The sequence below is a fragment of the Allofournierella sp. CML151 genome (assembly GCF_027853465.1).
In the GTDB taxonomy this organism is placed as follows: Bacteria; Bacillota; Clostridia; order Oscillospirales; family Ruminococcaceae; genus Allofournierella.
The window spans coordinates 17,601-35,400 of sequence record NZ_JAPNNW010000006.1 but is presented as its reverse complement, the minus strand read 5'-3'; the positions used below and the strand labels follow the sequence as shown (position 1 = coordinate 35,400).

The 17,800-nt window shown below is 63.0% G+C and carries 15 protein-coding genes; 4 read left to right on the top strand and 11 right to left on the bottom strand.

The annotated features are described in order from the left end of the window. Positions 1-8: 8 nt before the first annotated feature. The 10 genes from PH256_RS06060 to ybaK all read right to left on the bottom strand — a co-directional run bounded on the left by PH256_RS06060 (position 9) and on the right by ybaK (position 12,462). Positions 9-3,710 carry a phosphoribosylformylglycinamidine synthase gene (locus PH256_RS06060; protein ID WP_270913398.1) on the bottom strand — a complete coding sequence of 1,234 codons (3,702 nt, stop codon included), beginning with the start codon at positions 3,708-3,710 and terminating at the stop codon, positions 9-11. 4 nt (positions 3,711-3,714) lie between these two features. Beyond that, positions 3,715-5,004, bottom strand: a complete 1,290-nt coding sequence (purD, locus tag PH256_RS06055) for a phosphoribosylamine--glycine ligase (RefSeq protein WP_087183154.1) — start codon at positions 5,002-5,004, stop codon at positions 3,715-3,717. 163 nt (positions 5,005-5,167) lie between these two features. Continuing rightward, positions 5,168-6,340: a phosphoribosylaminoimidazolecarboxamide formyltransferase gene (locus tag PH256_RS06050; RefSeq protein WP_270913397.1), complete on the bottom strand. Its 1,173-nt coding sequence runs from the start codon at positions 6,338-6,340 to the stop codon at positions 5,168-5,170. A gap of 16 nt (positions 6,341-6,356) precedes the next feature. Next, the gene (locus PH256_RS06045; RefSeq protein WP_270913396.1) at positions 6,357-7,094 is read right to left on the bottom strand and encodes an IMP cyclohydrolase; all 738 of its coding nucleotides are present in this window, start codon (positions 7,092-7,094) and stop codon (positions 6,357-6,359) included. Positions 7,095-7,134: 40 nt separating this feature from the next. Further along, positions 7,135-7,731, bottom strand: a complete 597-nt coding sequence (gene purN / locus PH256_RS06040; RefSeq protein WP_087183151.1) for a phosphoribosylglycinamide formyltransferase — start codon at positions 7,729-7,731, stop codon at positions 7,135-7,137. Beyond that, positions 7,725-8,765: a phosphoribosylformylglycinamidine cyclo-ligase gene (gene purM, locus PH256_RS06035; protein WP_087183150.1), complete on the bottom strand. Its 1,041-nt coding sequence runs from the start codon at positions 8,763-8,765 to the stop codon at positions 7,725-7,727. Before purM ends, purN begins: the two co-directional genes overlap by 7 nt. Positions 8,766-8,838: 73 nt before the next feature. Continuing rightward, entirely contained in the window at positions 8,839-10,278 is a 1,440-nt protein-coding gene (purF, locus tag PH256_RS06030) for an amidophosphoribosyltransferase (protein WP_270913395.1), read from the bottom strand. A gap of 72 nt (positions 10,279-10,350) precedes the next feature. After that, positions 10,351-11,058 carry a phosphoribosylaminoimidazolesuccinocarboxamide synthase gene (gene purC, locus PH256_RS06025; RefSeq protein ID WP_270913394.1) on the bottom strand — a complete coding sequence of 236 codons (708 nt, stop codon included), beginning with the start codon at positions 11,056-11,058 and terminating at the stop codon, positions 10,351-10,353. Between the two features lie 69 nt (positions 11,059-11,127). Further along, positions 11,128-11,631: a 5-(carboxyamino)imidazole ribonucleotide mutase gene (gene purE / locus PH256_RS06020; RefSeq protein ID WP_270913393.1), complete on the bottom strand. Its 504-nt coding sequence runs from the start codon at positions 11,629-11,631 to the stop codon at positions 11,128-11,130. Between the two features lie 345 nt (positions 11,632-11,976). Beyond that, on the bottom strand, positions 11,977-12,462 hold the full coding sequence (gene ybaK, locus PH256_RS06015) for a Cys-tRNA(Pro) deacylase (RefSeq protein ID WP_087183147.1): 486 nt from the start codon (positions 12,460-12,462) through the stop codon (positions 11,977-11,979). Positions 12,463-12,866: 404 nt separating this feature from the next. On the opposite strand from ybaK, the gene aroF reads away from it, so the two are divergent. The 4 genes from aroF (at position 12,867) to PH256_RS05995 (ending at position 16,938) form a co-directional block, all read left to right on the top strand. Further along, a complete protein-coding gene (gene aroF / locus PH256_RS06010) occupies positions 12,867-13,880 on the top strand; it encodes a 3-deoxy-7-phosphoheptulonate synthase (RefSeq protein WP_270913392.1) in 1,014 nt (337 codons plus the stop codon). 73 nt (positions 13,881-13,953) lie between these two features. Continuing rightward, entirely contained in the window at positions 13,954-14,373 is a 420-nt protein-coding gene (locus tag PH256_RS06005) for a DUF3783 domain-containing protein (RefSeq protein WP_270913391.1), read from the top strand. 179 nt (positions 14,374-14,552) lie between these two features. Beyond that, entirely contained in the window at positions 14,553-15,644 is a 1,092-nt protein-coding gene (locus PH256_RS06000; protein WP_270913390.1) for a hypothetical protein, read from the top strand. A 142-nt stretch (positions 15,645-15,786) separates the two neighbouring features. Then, entirely contained in the window at positions 15,787-16,938 is a 1,152-nt protein-coding gene (locus PH256_RS05995) for an FAD:protein FMN transferase (RefSeq protein ID WP_270913389.1), read from the top strand. A 58-nt stretch (positions 16,939-16,996) separates the two neighbouring features. Here PH256_RS05995 and PH256_RS05990 read toward each other — a convergent pair whose 3' ends face one another. Further along, complete coding sequence (locus PH256_RS05990) at positions 16,997-17,800, bottom strand: ABC transporter ATP-binding protein (protein WP_270913388.1); 804 nt, start codon at positions 17,798-17,800, stop codon at positions 16,997-16,999.

Sequence of the window (17,800 nt, the reverse complement as noted above, 5' to 3'; positions counted from 1 at the left end):
TTTTGGGCTTACAGCTTGAAGTAATCCACGCCGCCCTCGAACAGGGGCTGGTACTTGTTGCCGGGCACGTTCTTGTACAGCTCGTCGCCGCTGCGCTCGGTGTGGCCCATCTTGCCCAGCACGCGGCCGTCCGGGCTGGTGATGCCCTCGATGGCCAGCACGCTGCCGTTGGGGTTGTAGCGCAGGTCCATGGTGGGCTGGCCCGCCGCGTCCACATACTGGGTGGCCACCTGACCGTTCTCGATCAGGCTCTTCACCACCTCATCGCTGGCCACGAAGCGGCCCTCGCCGTGGCTGATGGCGATGGTGTGAACTTCGTCCACGCTGCAGCGGCTCAGCCAGGGGCTCTTGCCCGAGGCGATGCGGGTGTTCACCAGCATGCTCTGGTGGCGGTTGATGGTGTTGAAGGTCAGGGTGGGGCATTCCGCGGTGATGGGGCGGATTTCGCCATAGGGCACCAGACCCAGCTTGATCAGGGCCTGGAAGCCGTTGCAGATGCCCAGCATCAGGCCGTCGCGCTTCTGCAGCAGCTCGTGGACCGCCTCGGTGACGGAAGGAGCCCGCAGGAAGGCGGTGATGAACTTGGCGCTGCCGTCCGGCTCGTCGCCGCCGGAGAAGCCGCCGGGCAGCATCACGATCTGGCTCTCCCGGATGGCCTGGGTCAGGGCGGCGCAGCTCTCGGCAACCGCCGAGGCGCTCAGGTTGTTGATGACCAGCACCTTCGGGTCCGCACCGGCGCGGGCAAAGGCGCGGGCGGTGTCGTACTCACAGTTGGTGCCGGGGAATACGGGAATGATGACCTTGGGCTTGGCGATGCCGATGGCCGGAGCCTTGCGCTCGGTGGCCTCGCAGCTGATCTTGTCCACGGTGGCGCCCGCCTTGCGATAGGGGAACACCGGCTCCAGCTTGCGCTCCCAGGCCTCCTGCAGAGCGGCCAGATCGATGGTCTCACCAGCGATCTTCAGCGCGTAGGTCTCGGTGACGGTGCCCAGAACAACGCCCTCGTCCAGCTCCAGCTCCGGCTCAACCTCCAGAATGAAGCTGCCGTAGGCGGGATGGAACAGGTTCTCCGGGTCACGGGCGGCATCCAGCGCGAAGCCCAGCCGGTTGCCCAGGCACATCTTGAACACTGCCTCGGCAGCGCAGCCGTAGCCGGGAGTGTAGGCGGCCTTCACCTTACCAGAGGCGATCAGCTCCTCCACCTTCTTGTACAGCTTCTTCAGGCTGTGGGGCTCGGGGCGCAGCTCCAGCTTATCCTGATACTCGGGATACAGCCAGACCACCTTGCTGCCCGCGGCCTTGAACTCGGGGCTGATCACATTCTTGGTATTGCCGATGGCGGTGGCGAAGCTCACCAGCGTGGGAGGCACATCCAGGTTCTCGAAGCTGCCGGACATGCTGTCCTTGCCGCCGATGGCGGCCACGCCCAGGTCCACCTGGGCCATCAGGGCGCCCAGCAGGGCGGCGAAGGGCTTGCCCCAGCGCTCGGGGGCGTCACCCAGACGCTCGAAGTATTCCTGGAAGGTCAGGTAGGCGTCCTCATAGCGGAAGCCGCTGGCCACCAGCTTGGAGACGCTCTCCACAACGGCCAGGTACGCGCCGCTGTACTGCTTTTTCTCCATCAGATAGGGGTTGTAGCCCCAGGCCATACCGCTGCAGGTGGTGGTCTCGCCGGGCACCGGCAGCTTGGCTGCCATGGCCTGGGCGGGGGTCAGCTGGTACTTGCCGCCGAAGGGCATGAGCACGGTGGCCGCGCCGATGGTGGAGTCGAACCGCTCGGACAGGCCCTTCTTGCTGCAGACGTTCAGGTCGGTGACCAGATTCTGCATCTTCTCGGCCCAGGTGTCGCCCTTCCAGTCCACCTTGTAGTCCTGGCAGTCGTAGACCAGAACCCGGGCGCGCTTTTCGGCGCCGTTGGAGTTCAGGAAGTTGCGGCTGATGTTTACGATGGTGTTGCCCTTCCAGGTCATGGTCAGGCGGGGGTCCTCGGTGACAGTGGCCACCACGGTGGCGTCCAGGTTTTCCTCATTGGCCAGCTTTACAAAAGCCTCCACGTCCTGGGGCGCCAGCACAACGGCCATACGCTCCTGGCTCTCGCTGATGGCCAGCTCGGTGCCGTCCAGGCCCTCGTACTTCTTGGGCACGGCATCCAGGTCGATGGCCAGGCCGTCGGCCAGCTCACCGATGGCAACGGACACGCCGCCCGCACCGAAGTCGTTGCAGCGCTTGATCAGACGGGTGGCCTCGGGACGGCGGAACAGACGCTGCAGCTTGCGCTCGATGGGGGCGTTGCCCTTCTGCACCTCAGCGCCGCAGGTCTCCAGGCTCTCCAGCTTGTGGGCCTTGGAGGAGCCGGTGGCGCCGCCGCAGCCGTCGCGGCCGGTGGCGCCGCCCAGCAGCACCACGATATCGCCGGCAGCGGGCACCTCACGGCGCACGTTGGAGGCGGGAGCCGCGCCAACCACAGCGCCGATCTCCAGGCGCTTGGCCACGTAGCCGGGGTGGTACAGCTCATCCACCTGACCGGTGGCCAGACCGATCTGGTTGCCGTAGCTGGAGTAACCGGCGGCGGCGGTGGTGACCAGCTTGCGCTGGGGCAGCTTGCCCGCCATGGTCTCGCTCACCGGAACCAGCGGGTCGCCCGCGCCGGTCACGCGCATGGCCTGGTAAACGTAGCTGCGGCCGGACAGGGGGTCACGGATGGCGCCGCCGATGCAGGTGGCCGCGCCGCCGAAGGGCTCGATCTCGGTGGGGTGGTTGTGGGTCTCGTTCTTGAACAGATACAGCCAGTCCTGCTCCTCGCCGTCCACATCGCACTTAATCTTCACGGTGCAGGCGTTGATCTCCTCGGACTCGTCCAGGTTCTTCAGCTTGCCGATGCTGGCCAGGTACTTGGCGCCGATGGTGGCAAGGTCCATCAGGCACATGTTCTTCTTGCGGCCCGCATACACCGCCTTGCGCATGGCCAGGTAGTGATCGAAGGCCTTCTTCACCTGCACGTCCCGGATCTCGATCTCGTCCAGGATGGTGCCGAAGGTGGTGTGGCGGCAGTGATCGGACCAGTAGGTGTCGATCATGCGGATCTCGGTGATGGTCGGGTCCCGCTTTTCAAACCGAAAGTAGTTCTGGCAGAAGGCGATGTCCGCCTCGTCCATGGCCAGGCCCTTCTCCTTCACGAAGTTGGCCAGGCCCTCCTCATCCAGCTCACAGAAGCCGGTGAGGGTCTCCACGGTGCTGGGAGTGGGGTACTCCATCTGCAGGGTGTCCTTGCGGGAGAGGCTGGCTTCGCGGGCCTCCACCGGGTTGATGACATACTTCTTGATCTGAGCCAGCTCCGTCTCGGTGGGGTTGCCGGTGATCAGATACACCCGGGCGGTGCGCACGGTGGGGCGCTCGCCCTGGCTGATCAGCTGGATGCACTCGCTGGCGGAAGCGGCCCGCTGGTCGAACTGACCGGGCAGGTATTCCACCGCGAACACCACGTCCGCCTCGGGGCAGTGGTCGCAGGTGTCGTCCACAGGGGGCTCGCTGAACACGGTGGGGATGCAGCTGCGGAACAGCTCCTCGCTCACGCCCTCCACGTCGTAACGGTTCAGAATGCGCAGGCCGGTCACCGACTGGATGCCCAGCAGGCCGTGCACTTCGCCCAGCAGGTTTTGGGCCTCGTGGTCAAAGCCCTTCTTCTTTTCCACATAGATGCGGTATACCATGGGTTCACTCTCCTTTTAAGGCGTTCAGGGCACGGCGGCCGATGTCGGCGCGCTTGTGCAGCTTGTCAAAATGAATCTGCTCGCTGGCGGCGTAGGCCTTTTCCAGCGCTTTTTCCAGGGTGGGAGCAGTGGCGCTCACACCCAGCACGCGGCCGCCGCTGGTCACCAGCTTACCGTCCTTCTCGGCGGTACCGGCATGGTAGACCACCACGTCGCTGCCGGGCACCTGGCCGTTTTCCAGGCCGGTGATCTCCTTGCCCTTTTCGTAGTGCTCGGGGTAGCCGCCGCTGGCCAGAATCACGCAGGCGGCACTCTCGTTTTTGAACTTCACCTGGGTGTCCGCCAGGGTGCCGCTCGTGCAGGCCAGCATGATCTGGAGCAGGTCGCTGTCCAGAAGGGGCAGCACCACCTGGGTCTCGGGGTCGCCGAAGCGGCAGTTATACTCGATCACCCGGGGTCCCTTGGGGGTGATCATCAGGCCGAAGTACAGGCAGCCCTTGAAGGGGCAGCCCTCGGCCTGCATGGCCTTCATGGTGGGCTCGAAGATCTGCTTGCGGCATTCCTCGGCCACCTCAGGGGTGTAGCAGGGGTTGGGGGCGATGGTGCCCATGCCGCCGGTATTCAGGCCCTCATCGCCGTCCAGCGCGCGCTTGTGGTCCATGCTGGAGACCATGGGCTTCAAGGTCTCGCCGTCGGCGAAGGCCAGCACGCTCACCTCGGGGCCGGTGAGGAACTCCTCCACCACCACCCGGGTACCGGATGCGCCGAACTTCTTCTCGTCGATCATCTCGTGCAGGGCGGTCTCGGCCTCGGCCTCATTCTGGCAGATCAGCACGCCCTTGCCCAGCGCCAGACCATCCGCCTTGATGACCACCGGATAGCTGCCCTCGGCCTTGATGTAGGCCATGGCGGCATCGGCCTCGGTGAACACCTCGTACTTCGCGGTGGGGATGCCGTACTTCTTCATCAGGTCCTTGCTGAACACCTTGCTGGCCTCGATGCGGGCCGCGGCGGCGCTGGGGCCAAAGGCCGGGATGCCCGCCTCGGCCAGCTTGTCCACCAGGCCCAGGGCCAGCGGATCGTCCGGCGCGACCACCACGTAGTCAAAGCCCTCCTCCTTGGCAAAGGCAACCTGGGCCTCGATGTCAGTGGCCGGAATGTTCTTGCATTTGGCGTCGCAGGCGATGCCGCCGTTGCCGGGGGCCGCCCACAGCTCGGTGCAAAGGGGGCTCTCCTTCAGTTTTTTCACGATGGCGTGCTCGCGGCCGCCGCCACCCACAACCAATATTTTCATGCGCTTGATTCCCTCTTTCGTTCCATGCAGGCAAGTGTGGAGCATTCAAAAAGCCAGACGGCCTTTTCATGCTCTCTTATGGTCGTCTGGCTTTATTATAGCAAAATCCAGTCAGGGCCAAAAGCCCAATGCACAAATTTGTGCGGCGCGCAGCCGGTGCTCCTTAGTGGTGGAACAGACGGATGCCGCAGAAGGCCATGGCGATGCCGTATTTGTTGCAGGTGTCGATGACCTGCTGGTCCCGGATGGAACCGCCGGGCTGCACAATGGCCTCCACGCCGCTGCGGCGGGCGCGCTCGATGTTGTCGCCGAAGGGGAAGAAGGCGTCGCTGCCCAGCACCACGCCCTTCACCTGGGCCAGCCAGGCCTTCTTTTCCTCAGTGGTGAGGGGGGCGGGCTGCTCGGTGAAGGTCTCGGCCCACACGTCGTCGCCGATCACATCCTCGTACTCGTCGCTGATGTAAACGTCGATGGCGTTGTCCCGGTTGGGGTGGGAAACGTCCTCCCGGAAGGGCAGGGCCAGCACCTTGGGATGATGGCGCAGCTGCCAGATGTCGGCCTTGTTGCCGGCCAGACGGGTGCAGTGGATGCGGCTCTGCTGGCCGGCGCCCACGCCGATCACCTGGCCGCCCTGGGCGTAGCACACGCTGTTGGACTGGGTGTACTTCAGGGTGATCAGGCAGAGCATCAGGTCCCGCTTCTGCTCGGCAGTCAGGGTCTTGTTATCGGTGACCAGGTTCTCCAGCATGCTCTCGTCGATCTTCAGCTCGTTGCGGCCCTGCTCGAACACGATGCCGTAAACCTGCTTGCGCTCGATGGGCTCGGGCTGATAGTCCGGGTCGATCTGCACGATGTTGTAATTGCCCTTGCGCTTTGCCTTCAGGATGGCCAGGGCCTCGTCGGTGTAGCCGGGGGCGATGATGCCGTCGGTCACCTCATGCTGGATGACCTTGGCGGTGCTCTCGTCGCACACGTCAGACAGGGCGATCCAGTCGCCGAAGCTGCTCATGCGGTCGGCGCCGCGGGCGCGGGCGTAGGCGCAGGCCAGGGGGCTCAGCTCCAGGCCCTCGCAGAAGTACATCTTCTTCAAAGTGTCGTCCAGGGGCAGGCCCAGGGCCGCGCCCGCCGGGGAAACATGCTTGAAGGAAGCAGCGGCGGGCAGGCCGGTGGCCTGCTTCAGCTCCTTGACCAGCTGCCAGGAGTTCAGCGCGTCCAGAAAGTTGATGTAGCCGGGCTTGCCGTTCAAAACGGTCACCGGCAGCTCGCCCTCCTTCATGAAGATGCGGGCAGGCTTCTGGTTGGGGTTACAGCCGTATTTCAGTTCCAGTTCGGTCATGGTATCGTTCTCCCCCTTATTCTTCGTCGCAAACAGCGTCGTACTTGTTGATGATCACGTCTTCGGTCTCGCCGGTGGCCAGGTCGATGGCACGCACGAACAGGCTGACCTTGTTGTCCTCGTTCAGGTTCTCCCACAGGCGGGTGGCCAGCTCCTCGGCCTCCTCGGGCAGGGCAACCTTCTCGGGCTCGCCCTCAAAGCTGGGGATGGGGTTGCCATCGCACTTATAGGTGTGGATGAAGTGGCCCTCGCCCGCCACCGGGATGGGGTACTCGAAGAAGTAGCGGCGGCAGCTTTCGCCGTTGCCATCGGCGCTCTTCAGGATGGACAGCTTGTAGCTGCATTTGCCGTCCTCCAGCTCCACCAGGCCGCTGATGCGGGGGGTCCAGTTGGGGCCGTCCGGCTCGAAGGTGCGGGTGCGCAGGGCATCCTCAAAGCGCTCGCCCCGGGCCATGAACTCATACACGGTGTCGGTCTGGTCGCCGTTGGTCACGATGTGGGCATTCGCCACGGTGCGCACCGGGTTGTAGATGATCAGGCTGGGGTCCTCCAGCTTGGCGGGGTCGGCCGCCAGGGTGCGGATGCCGCCGATCTCGGGCACCGGGTCAAACACACGGTTGCGGCTGTTGGCGCTGCGGCCCATGATAAAGTAGGCGATCAGCGCCTTCTTGCCGCTGGGGGCAAGGCCCAGCACGATGCCCCGACCGGGGTAGGCATTTTCGTTCACCAGTTTGTACAGATCCAGCTGTTCCATCTTGGCCTCCATATTCCAAATCGTATGATATAGACTAAATTTACTTATCGTATTCCTCACAGACCTCTGCGATAGCGGCGGGCAGGATGATCCATTCCGCCTGCTCCATCACCCGGCGCTGCAAAATCTCCGGGGTATCGCCGGGCTGCACCTCCACGGCCTTCTGCTTGAGGATGCGGCCGCCGTCGCAGATCTCGTTCACGAAATGCACGGTGGCGCCGGTCACCTTCACGCCCTTGGCAAGGGCCGCCTCATGCACCCGCAGGCCGTAGAAGCCCTCGCCGCAGAAGCTGGGGATCAGGCTGGGGTGCACATTCAGGATGCGCTCCGGGTAGGCGGCGATGACACTGGGCCCCAGAATGGACAGAAAGCCCGCCAGCACCACCAGGTCAATGTGGTTTTCCTTCAAAACGTTCAGCAGGGCCGCGTCGAAGGCCTCGCTGCTCTCGTAATCCTTGCGGCGTACCACCACGCCGGGCACGCCGGCCTTTTCGGCCCGCTCCAGCGCGTAAACGCCGGGCCTCGATGCAACCACCAGGCTCACCCGGCCGTGGGGGATGTCCCCCCGGGCCTGGCTGTCCAGGATGGCCTGCAGGTTGGTGCCGCCGCCGGAGACCAGAACCGCGATGTTCAGCATAACTCCACGCCCTCGCCTTCGCCGATCACGCCCAGGATGTAGGCGTCCTCGCCCTGCTTCTTCAGGATGGCCAGGGCCTTGTCCGCGTCTTCCTTGGCTACGGTCAGAATCATGCCAACGCCCATGTTGAAGGTGTTGAACATGTCACGCTCGGGGATGTTGCCCGCCTTCTGGATGAAGCCGAACAGAGCGGGAGTGCGTACGTCTTCCTTCTTGATGACGGCCTTGCAGCCCGCCTTCAGGCTGCGGGGGATGTTCTCGTAGAAGCCGCCGCCGGTGATGTGGGACACGCCCTTCACGGCGATCTGGTCCATCACGGCCAGAACCTGCTTCACGTAGATGCGGGTGGGCGCCAGCAGGGCCTCGCCCAGAGTGCAGCCCAGCTCCTCGTGGTACTCCTTGAGCACCTCGGGATGGTTCTCCAGATCAAAGACCCGGCGCACCAGAGAGAAGCCGTTGGAATGTACGCCGGAGGAGGGCAGAGCGATGATCACATCGCCGGGGACCATGGCCTCGTTGGACAGGATCTTGCTCTTGTCCACAGCACCCACGGTGAAGCCCGCCAGGTCGTACTCGTCCTCCGGGTAGAAGCCGGGCATCTCGGCGGTCTCGCCGCCCACCAGGGCGCAGCCTGCCTGTACGCAGCCCTCGGCCACACCGGCCACCATCTGGGCAATGCGCTCAGGCACGTTCTTGCCGCAGGCGATGTAATCCAGGAAGATCAGGGGCTTGGCGCCGGCACAGACCACGTCGTTCACGCACATGGCCACGCAGTCGATGCCCACGGTATCGTGCTTGTCCATCAGGAAGGCGATTTTCAGCTTGGTGCCCACGCCATCGGTGCCGGAAACCAGTACCGGGTGGGGCATGTTGGTGCAATCCAGCTCAAACAGACCGCCGAAGCCGCCCAGACCACCCATCACGCCGGGGATCACGGTGCGGGCCACATGCTGCTTCATCAGTTCCACGGCCTTGTAACCGGCGGTGATGTCCACACCGGCGGCAGCGTAGCTGGCAGAAAAGCTCTTTTCCATTTGTTCCTCCTTATACCGCCCATTTCACGGGCAAGGCCGGGGCCACGGAAAAATGGCCCCGGCGATTCATTCATTAGTCGTTGCTGTTCAGCTTCTGGGAGTATTTGTCCTCAAATTCCCGCTTGGGGGGCTCCACCGGGTATTCGCCGGTAAAGCAGCCCACGCAGAAGTCCAGCTTGCAGCCCTCGGCAATCTTCTTCACGCTCTCGATGCTCAGGAAGCCCAGGCTGTCCACCCCGATCTGCTGTGCGATCTCTTCGGTGGTGTAGTTGGCAGCAATCAGGTTTTTCTGGCTGTCCACATCGGTGCCGAAGTAGCAGGGGTAGAGGAACTTGGGGCTGGAGGCCCGGAAGTGTACCTCGGTGGCGCCCGCCTCACGCAGCAGCTGTACGATCTGCTTGGAGGTGGTACCGCGCACGATGGAGTCGTCCACCAGCACCACACGCTTGCCGGCCACGGTGTCCGCGATGGGGTTCAGCTTGATGCGCACGGTGTTCTCCCGCAGCTTCTGGCTGGGCTGGATGAAGGTGCGCCCGATGTATTTGTTCTTCAAAAAGCCGATGCCGTAGGGGATGCCGCTCTGCTGGGCGTAGCCCAGGGCAGCGTCCAGGCCGGAGTCCGGCGCACCGATGACCACGTCCGCCTGCACCGGATGCTCCAGCGCCAGGAAGGCGCCCGCACGGCGGCGGGCACGGTGGACGGAAGCGCCGTCGATCACGGAATCGGGCCGGGCGAAGTACACATACTCAAATACGCACAGGCCGGTCTTCTGGCCGCAGGCATGGGCGATGCTGTGCACGCCCTCCTCGTCGATGACCACAATCTCGCCGGGGGCGATGTCCCGCACGAACTCGCCGCCCGCCGCGTGGATGGCGCAGCTCTCGCTGGCGATCACATCGCTGTTGCCAATCTTGCCCAGGCACAGGGGGCGGATACCCTGCGGGTCGCGGGCCGCCACGATCTTGCGGGGGCTCATGACCACCAGGGAGTACGCACCGGTGAGCCGGTCCACCGCTTTTTCCACCGCCTCCTGGATGCTTCCGGCGTTCAGCCGGGCCCGGGTGATGGCGTAGGCGATGACCTCAATGTCACTGGTGGTGTGGAAGATGCCGCCCTTCAGCTCCAGCTCTTCCCGCAGCTCCACCGCGTTGGTGAGCTGGCCGTTGAAGGCCAGAGCCATGGTGCCCTTGATGTGGCGGACCAGCATGGGCTGGCTGCTGGAGCGGGTGCGGTCCTTGTAGGGGGCGTAGCGGCAGTGGCCCAGGGCCATCTGACCCTTGCCCAGGCGGCGGATCACCTCGGGGGTGAACACCTCGTTCACCAGCCCCAGGTCCTTGTGGCTGCGGATCACGCCGTCCTCATTCACGGCGATGCCGCAGCTCTCCTGGCCGCGGTGCTGCAGCGCGTACAGGCCGTAGTAGGTATCGGCTACCACGTCCATGTCCTCGTCGCGGCTGTAAACGGCGAACACGCCGCATTCATCGTGGATTTTGCTTTCCAGGTAATCGAACATCGGCCTTTCCTTTCTCTTGGGCAATACCGCAGCCTTTCCGGTGGCGGTAGCGGTGAATCGTGCGGTGCTGCCTTAGCCCAGCAGGCGCTTCATCACTTCCTGGTAGGCCTCTTCCTCACCGCCCAGATCGCGGCGGAACAGGTCCTTATCCAGGTGAGCGCCGGTGGTGGCGTCCCAGAAGCGGCAGGTGTCGGGGCTGATCTCGTCGGCCAGCACGATGGTGCCGTCGGCCAGACGGCCGAACTCCAACTTGAAGTCGATCAGGCGGATGTTGAACTGCAGCAGGTACTTGCTCAGGATCTCGTTCACCTTGAAGGCGTAGGCGGAGATGGTGTCGATCTCCTCCTGGGTGGCCAGCTCCAGAGCCAGAGCATGGTAGTGGTTGATCAGGGGATCGTGCAGATCGTCGTTCTTGTAGCTGAACTCCAGGGTGGGAGCCTTGAACACGGTGCCCTCGGCAACGCCGTAGCGCTTGGAGAAGCTGCCCGCGGCCACGTTGCGCACGATGACCTCCAGGGGAACGATGGAAACCTTCTTCACCAGGGTCTCACGGTCGCTCAGCTCCTCCACAAAGTGGGTGGGCACGCCCTGCTCGGCCAGCATCTTCATCAGGTTGTTGGACAGCTTGTTGTTCACAACGCCCTTGCCGCGGATGGTGCCCTTCTTGGCGCCGTCGCCTGCGGTGGCGTCATCCTTGTAATCCACGATGACCAGGTTGGGGTCCTCGGTGGCGAATACTTTCTTGGCTTTACCTTCGTACAACTGCTCCAGCTTGTTCATGATTCTCTGCTCCTTTTGATACAATCAATTAAAAATAAAATAATAAAAGCGTTTTGAAAAAGCTCCGCCTTACAGCGCGTCCAGCTCGGCCTGCAGCTTCTCTTCCTTGGCGGCGATCTGCTGGGCCATGGCGGCCCGGTCGGCGTCCAGCTTGGCGGCCAGGGCTTCGTCGGTGATGGCCAGCATCTGAGCGGCCAGGATGGCGGCGTTCTTGGCACCATTCAGGGCAACGGTGGCCACCGGGATGCCGCTGGGCATCTGTACCGTGGCCAGCAGGGCGTCCAGACCGTCCACTGCGCCGCCCTTCATGGGAATGCCGATCACCGGCAGGGTGGTGTTGGCGGCGATGGCGCCCGCCAGATGGGCGGCCATGCCTGCGGCGCAGATGATGGCGCCGAAGCCCGCGGCACGGGCGTTTTTGGCAAATTCAGCGGCAGCCGCCGGGGTGCGGTGGGCGCTGAGGATGTGCGCCTCGCAGGGGATGCCCAGGCGCTTGAGCTCGGCTGCGGCGGCCTTGACCACCGGCCAGTCGCTGTCGCTGCCCATCAGGATCGCTACTTTTTTCTGTTCCATGTTTTGAAACCCTCCCAGGTGAAACGCCAACGAAAAAGACCGCAGTGCGCATGCACTACGGCCCTTTATTCGGCAAGGATTGCGTTATGGGTGCTTTTCTCCCCAAACAGCGCTGCAAAACCGGCTTTGTAACCCTTCATCTCAATGAATCCGCGCTTCATGGGTGCACCCCCTAACAAGAATTTTACAATCCTAGTTTAGCAGGCCCGGCCGACAAAATGCAACCGCTTTGCACCCCGTGATTCCATTTTCAGAAGTTTCGCCGGGTTGTTGAATATTCCCCATTGTTTTTTGGCGTATTTACCAATTGTCAACCGTCGTAGTATTACTTATGCTGTATTATTTTCACGCAAATGTAATACTTTCAAAGCGAGCTTTGGTCACCCGGGCCAGATCGGCGGGGGCCAGCTCCACCTGGGCGCCAATGCGCCCGGCGCTCACCATCACGGTGGGCTTGTCCTGAGCGGAGGCGTCGATCACGGTGACAAACTGCTTTTTCATGCCCACCGGGCTGCAGCCGCCCCGGATATAACCGGTGGTCTTGAGCAGGTCCGCCACGTGCAGCATGGCCACGCTCTTCTCCCCCACCGCCTTCGCGGCCTTTTTCAGGTCCAGCTCGGCGGCCACCGGGATCACAAACACATAAAAATTCTTGCTCGCCCCCTGGGTGACCAGAGTCTTGAACACCCGGGCCGGGTCCTGCCCCAGCTTGCTTGCCACCGACACCCCGTCGATGGCGCCGTCCTCGTGGTCGTATTCATGGAAGGTGTAGGCCACCTTCTCGGTTTCCAGCTTGCGCATGGCGTTGGTTTTGGTCTGCTTGGCTGCCATGGCTCATGCCTCCTTTTGGCGTTTGGGCAGCACCGCCCGGAATGATGCGGAATCGCCCTTGTTTTTCACCTATTATAATGCGTTCGCTTTTTTCCCGCAACCGCCCCGCGCCGCTTTAGCCGGATAAATTTTTTCTTGACAACCGCTTTTCCCGGTGGTATGCTAGGCCTAACTTAACCAAATGCGAGGATATTTTCTTATGGCTCGACTGTTTACCGCAAACTATTATTATGGCTTTGCTTTTTATGGCAAGGTCTTGGTTTGCTGTGAACATTCCCGGGCGGTATAACGCGCCTCGCATCGGTTTTGCCGGTACGACCCAGCCGGGGGCTTGCAGCAAGCAGGCCCCCGGCTTTTTTCTTTTCGGGCCTGCCCCTTTCATCTTACATAGAGGAGTGTTTGACATGATCATCATTTTGAAAAAGGACGCAAACGAATCCGCGGTGCGCGCGCTCCGCGCCGAGCTGGAGGCCATGGGCCTTTCCATCCACGAAAGCCTGGGTGAGCAGGAGCACATTCTGGGCCTGGTGGGCGACACCAAGGCCGTGGCCGAGAGCTGGGTGCTGGCCAACCCGGCGGTGGACCAGGTTCGCCGCATCTCCGAGCCCTACAAAAAGGCCAACCGCAAGTTCCACCCCCAGGACACCGTGGTTCAGATCGGCGGCACCAAAATCGGCGGCGGACACTTCGCGGTGATCGCCGGCCCCTGCAGCGTGGAGAGCGAGGAGCAGATCTGCCTGGTGGCCAATGAGGTGAAGGCCAGCGGCGCGAGCCTGCTGCGCGGCGGCGCCTTCAAGCCCCGCACCTCCCCCTACTCCTTCCAGGGCATGCGGGCCGAGGGCCTGGAGCTGCTGCGTCACGCCCGGGCCAAGACCGGCATGCCCATCGTGACCGAGATCATGAACACCGAGCACATCCCTCTGTTCGAGGACGTGGACCTGATTCAGGTGGGCGCGCGGAACATGCAGAACTTCGAGCTGCTCAAGGCGGTGGGCCGCATGGGCAAGCCGGTGCTGCTCAAGCGGGGCCTTTCCGCCACGCTGGAGGAGTTCGTGATGAGCGCCGAGTACATCATGGCCGAGGGCTGTGAGCAGGTGATTTTGTGCGAGCGAGGCATCCGCACCTTCGAGAACAGCATGCGCAACACCCTGGACATCTCCGCCGTGCCCATGCTCAAGCACATGAGCCATCTGCCGGTGGTCATCGACCCCAGCCATGCGGCGGGCATCAACTGGATGGTGGAACCGCTGGCCAAGGCCGCAGTGGCCGCCGGTGCGGACGGTTTGATGATCGAGGTACACAACGACCCGGCCCGGGCCAAGTGCGACGGCGCCCAGAGCCTGACCTGCCCCCAGTTCGATGCCCTGATGCAGGACATCAGCCGTGAAGCCGCCTTCTTCGGCAAGGAAATGAACTGAGCGCCCCGCATAAACGCCCCGTAACCCACACAAACTATGTTTGAAGCCTCCCCGGAGGCGAAAGGAGCCTTTCATGAAAGCACGCATCCGTCCGCTGGCGCCCTGTGCGCTGGTTTGGAACTACCCCGACACCGAACCCGGCTTTGCCGCCCTGGCCGACGCCTGCCGGGCCGAGGGTCTGACCCTGACCCCGGTGACCCCCGCCGACACCGGCCGCACCATTGCAAGCCTGTGCGGCGGCCCCGGCCCCGCCAGCGCGCCCGCCCTGACCGGAGACTGGCCTGCCGCCCTCATCATGAACGGGCTGGACCGCTCCCGGCTGGATTCCTTTCTGACCCGGCTGCAGGCCGGGGGTGTTTCCATCCCTTTGAAGGCGATGGTTACCCCCACCAATCAGGGCTGGACCCTGGCGGCTCTGCTGGCCGAACTGGTTCGGGAACGGGAGGCCTTTGCCGCCCGCGCTGCCGCAGAAGTTGCACAAAAAGAGCAATAATCTTATATTTTATGCAAAATGCGCATGGTTTTATGCATTTTGCAACCAAACTGTCATTTTTTACAGTGCCCTTTTACATTGACAAACATCTATCAGGAAATTATAATAAAGCTGTTTCCCGCCACAGTACAGGCGGGGCGTGTTTGTGCGATTTTATTATCGAGAGGAGTAACAACATCATGAAAAAAGCTATTGCTTTGGTCATGGCTGCCTGCCTGGCTTTCAGCCTGGTAGCCTGCGGCGGCGCTTCTTCCAGCACCGCTACTTCCACTTCCACCGCTTCTTCCACTGCTGCTTCTTCCGAGGCCGCTTCCTCCGAGGCTGCTTCCTCTGAGGCTGCTGCCACCGAGGCTGGCGTGAAGACCGGTATGGCCATCGTTTCCAACACCACCGTGGCTGACGCTGACGCCGACGCTGCCGGCAACGCTCAGGTGGACAGCACCGCCGCCGCCGTTCTGGTTGGCGAGGACGGCAAGATCATCAGCTGCAAGCTGGATGTTGCCCAGAACAAGGTTCCCGTTAATGCTGACGGTTCCTTCGACACCACCGCTACCTTCAAGTCCAAGCAGGAGCTGAAGGAAGAGTACAACATGAAGGGCGCTTCCCCCATCGGTAAAGAGTGGTACGAGCAGGCCAACGCCTTCGCTGAGTACGTGGTTGGCATGACCGCTGAGGAAGTTCGCGCCATCGAGACCAATCCCGATGCTCACAACGGCCCTGTTGACGCCGACATCGCTGCTTCCTGCACCATGAGCGTGACCGACTTCATCGAGGCCATTGCTCAGGCTACCGAGAACGCTCAGGTTCTGGGCGCTTCCGCTGACGACACCCTGGCCCTGGGTCTGTCCACCAACATGGACTCCTCCAAGCTGCCCGCCGACAACGAGGGCGAGGGCCTGGTTCAGACCGATACCACCTACGCTGCCGTGACCACCGACGCTGACGGCAAGATCACCAGCAGCATCTGGGATTGCACTCAGGCCAAGTTCGACGTGACCGAGGCCGGCGAGGTTACTTCCAAGGGTGACATCGTTTCCAAGCAGGATCTGAAGGAAGAGTACAACATGAAGGGCGCTTCCGGCATCGGCAAGGAGTGGTACGAGCAGGCCAACGCCTACGCTGCCTGGCTGGTTGGCAAGACCGCTGCCGACGTGGCTGCTGTTGAGACCGACGCTGAGGGCCACAATGGTCCCACCGACGCCGACATCGCTGCTTCCTGCACCATGAACGTGCTGGACTTCAACGCTGCTGTGGAGAAGGCTCTGGCCTGATCAACAGCTTGCGCATCACGGCGTGATCTGCTAAAATGAAAAAACGGCCAGGCCCCGGCGGTCTGGCCGTTTTCTGTTTTTCTGCCCGGGCCCGCTTTTGGACGCACGGCCCGAATCTTCACACGGAGGATCTTTTGTTGCTATGGTAAAACGCCTTCTCTGCGCGGGATGCGCCGCCGTGCTGCTGGCTGCTTCGCTGGCCGGCTGCGGCAGCCCCGCTTCCACGTCCGCTTCCGCCTCCCAGGCTGCTTCGGCCAGCGCCGACCCGGCCATGGCCGGCTGGGAGAAATACACCGCCAGCTGGTATGATGTGTTCGACACCGTGACCACCGTGATCGGCTACGCCCCCAGCGAGGAGGAATGGGACCGGCAGATGAACGCTTTGCACCAGGATCTGGCCGAATACCACCAGCTGTACGACATCTACAACCACTACGAGGGCGTGACCAACCTGTACGACCTGAACCACAGCGCCGCCCAGGGCCCGGTGGAGGTGGATGACCGGATCATGGACCTGCTGGTGGAATCCAAGGAGATGTACAAGACCACCAGCGGCCAGATGAACGTGGCCTTCGGCGCGGTGCTGAGCATCTGGCACGACTACCGGGAGTCCGGCCTCAACGACCCGGACAGCGCCCAGCTGCCCCCTATGGACCAGCTGACCGCTGCCAACGAGCACTGCAGCATCGACGATCTGGTGCTGGACGAAGAGGCCGGTACCGTTTACTTTGCCGATGACCAGCTGCAGCTGGACGTGGGCAGCGTGGGCAAGGGCTACGCGGTGGAGATGGTAGCCCGGGCCGCCGAGGAGCGTGGCCTTTCCAGCGCCATTCTGAGCGTGGGCGGCAACGTGCGCACCATCGGCCACAAGCCGGATGGCTCCCGCTGGACCGCCGGTATCCAGGACCCCTGGGCCTCGGCGGAGCTGGCCGGTCAGGTGGTGAACGACGCACCCTACCTGGTGTCCGTTTACATGGAGGACATGGCCCTGGTGACCAGCGGCGACTACCAGCGCTTCTATGAGGTGGATGGCGAGCGCTACAACCACATCATCGACCCGGACACCCTGATGCCCGCGGACCACTTCTCCGCCGTGGCGGTGCTGGTGCCGGACTCCGGCCTGGGCGACTGTTTGTCCACCGGCCTGTTCTGCCTGACTCTGGAGGACGGCCAGGCCCTGGTGGAAAGCCTGGACGGCGTGGAGGCCATGTGGATGCTGAAGGACGGCTCGGTGGTCTACTCCTCCGGCTTCGGCGATTCCATCAAGGCCACCCTGGAGGGCTACGAGCCCTGATCGTTTCCAACAAAAATCCCCCTGGAACTTTTGGTTCCAGGGGGATTTTCTGTTATGCTTATTCGCCGGAAAGCAGGATGCGGTCGTCGTCCAGCTGCTTTCCCGCGTTCTCCCGGAACAGACGCAGCAGGTCCTCCACCGACAGCCCGGCCCGCTGCTCTCCCTTCAGGTCCAGCACGATGCGGCCAGAATCCATCATCAGGGTGCGGTTGCCCAGCTCCAGGGCGCTTTGCATGTTGTGGGTGATCATCAGGCAGGTGATCTTGTTTTCCGCCACAATGCGCCGGGTCAGCTCCAGCACCTTGTCGGCGGTGGCCGGGTCCAGCGCGGCGGTGTGCTCGTCCAGCAGCAGAAGCTTCGGGGTGACCAGCGTTGCCATGAGCAGGGTCAGCGCCTGGCGCTGGCCGCCGCTGAGTAAGCCCACCGGCTGGCTCATCCGGTCCTCGAGACCCAGGCCCAGACCGGCCAGCTTTTCCCGGAACAGGGCCCGCTCGGCCTTGCCGATGCGGCCGAAGCTGGCCCCCTTGCCGCTGGCCCGCAGATAGGCCAGAGCCAGATTTTCCTCGATGGTCATGCGGGGCGCGGTGCCCCGCAGCGGGTCCTGAAACAGGCGGCCGATCTGTCGGCTGCGCCGGTGCTCCTTTTCAAAGGTGATGTCCTGGCCGTCCAGCACAATGCGGCCGCTGTCGGTGAAGAAGCTGCCCGCGATGGCGCCAAACAGGGTGCTCTTGCCCGCGCCGTTGGACCCCACAATGGCGGCAAAGTCCCCCGGCTCCAGATGCAGGCTCAGCCCGTTCAGCGCATGCTTTTCATTCACGGTGCCGGGCGCAAAGGTTTTGCTCAGATTTTCCAGATACAGCAT

Bases quoted from the DNA above. Each gene is read 5' to 3' on its own strand.
- PH256_RS06060 (WP_270913398.1), bottom strand. From the start codon at position 3,710: ATGGTATACCGCATCTATGTGGAAAAGAAGAAGGGCTTTGACCACGAG.
- purN (WP_087183151.1), bottom strand. From the start codon at position 7,731: ATGCTGAACATCGCGGTTCTGGTCTCCGGCGGCGGCACCAACCTGCAG.
- purE (WP_270913393.1), bottom strand. From the start codon at position 11,631: ATGGAACAGAAAAAAGTAGCGATCCTGATGGGCAGCGACAGCGACTGG.
- purF (WP_270913395.1), bottom strand. From the start codon at position 10,278: ATGTTCGATTACCTGGAAAGCAAAATCCACGATGAATGCGGCGTGTTC.
- purD (WP_087183154.1), bottom strand. From the start codon at position 5,004: ATGAAAATATTGGTTGTGGGTGGCGGCGGCCGCGAGCACGCCATCGTG.
- PH256_RS05990 (WP_270913388.1), bottom strand. From the start codon at position 17,800: ATGCTGTATCTGGAAAATCTGAGCAAAACCTTTGCGCCCGGCACCGTG.
- PH256_RS06050 (WP_270913397.1), bottom strand. From the start codon at position 6,340: ATGACCGAACTGGAACTGAAATACGGCTGTAACCCCAACCAGAAGCCT.
- PH256_RS06005 (WP_270913391.1), top strand. From the start codon at position 13,954: ATGAAAGCACGCATCCGTCCGCTGGCGCCCTGTGCGCTGGTTTGGAAC.
- aroF (WP_270913392.1), top strand. From the start codon at position 12,867: ATGATCATCATTTTGAAAAAGGACGCAAACGAATCCGCGGTGCGCGCG.
- PH256_RS06045 (WP_270913396.1), bottom strand. From the start codon at position 7,094: ATGGAACAGCTGGATCTGTACAAACTGGTGAACGAAAATGCCTACCCC.
- ybaK (WP_087183147.1), bottom strand. From the start codon at position 12,462: ATGGCAGCCAAGCAGACCAAAACCAACGCCATGCGCAAGCTGGAAACC.
- purM (WP_087183150.1), bottom strand. From the start codon at position 8,765: ATGGAAAAGAGCTTTTCTGCCAGCTACGCTGCCGCCGGTGTGGACATC.
- PH256_RS06000 (WP_270913390.1), top strand. From the start codon at position 14,553: ATGAAAAAAGCTATTGCTTTGGTCATGGCTGCCTGCCTGGCTTTCAGC.
- purC (WP_270913394.1), bottom strand. From the start codon at position 11,058: ATGAACAAGCTGGAGCAGTTGTACGAAGGTAAAGCCAAGAAAGTATTC.
- PH256_RS05995 (WP_270913389.1), top strand. From the start codon at position 15,787: ATGGTAAAACGCCTTCTCTGCGCGGGATGCGCCGCCGTGCTGCTGGCT.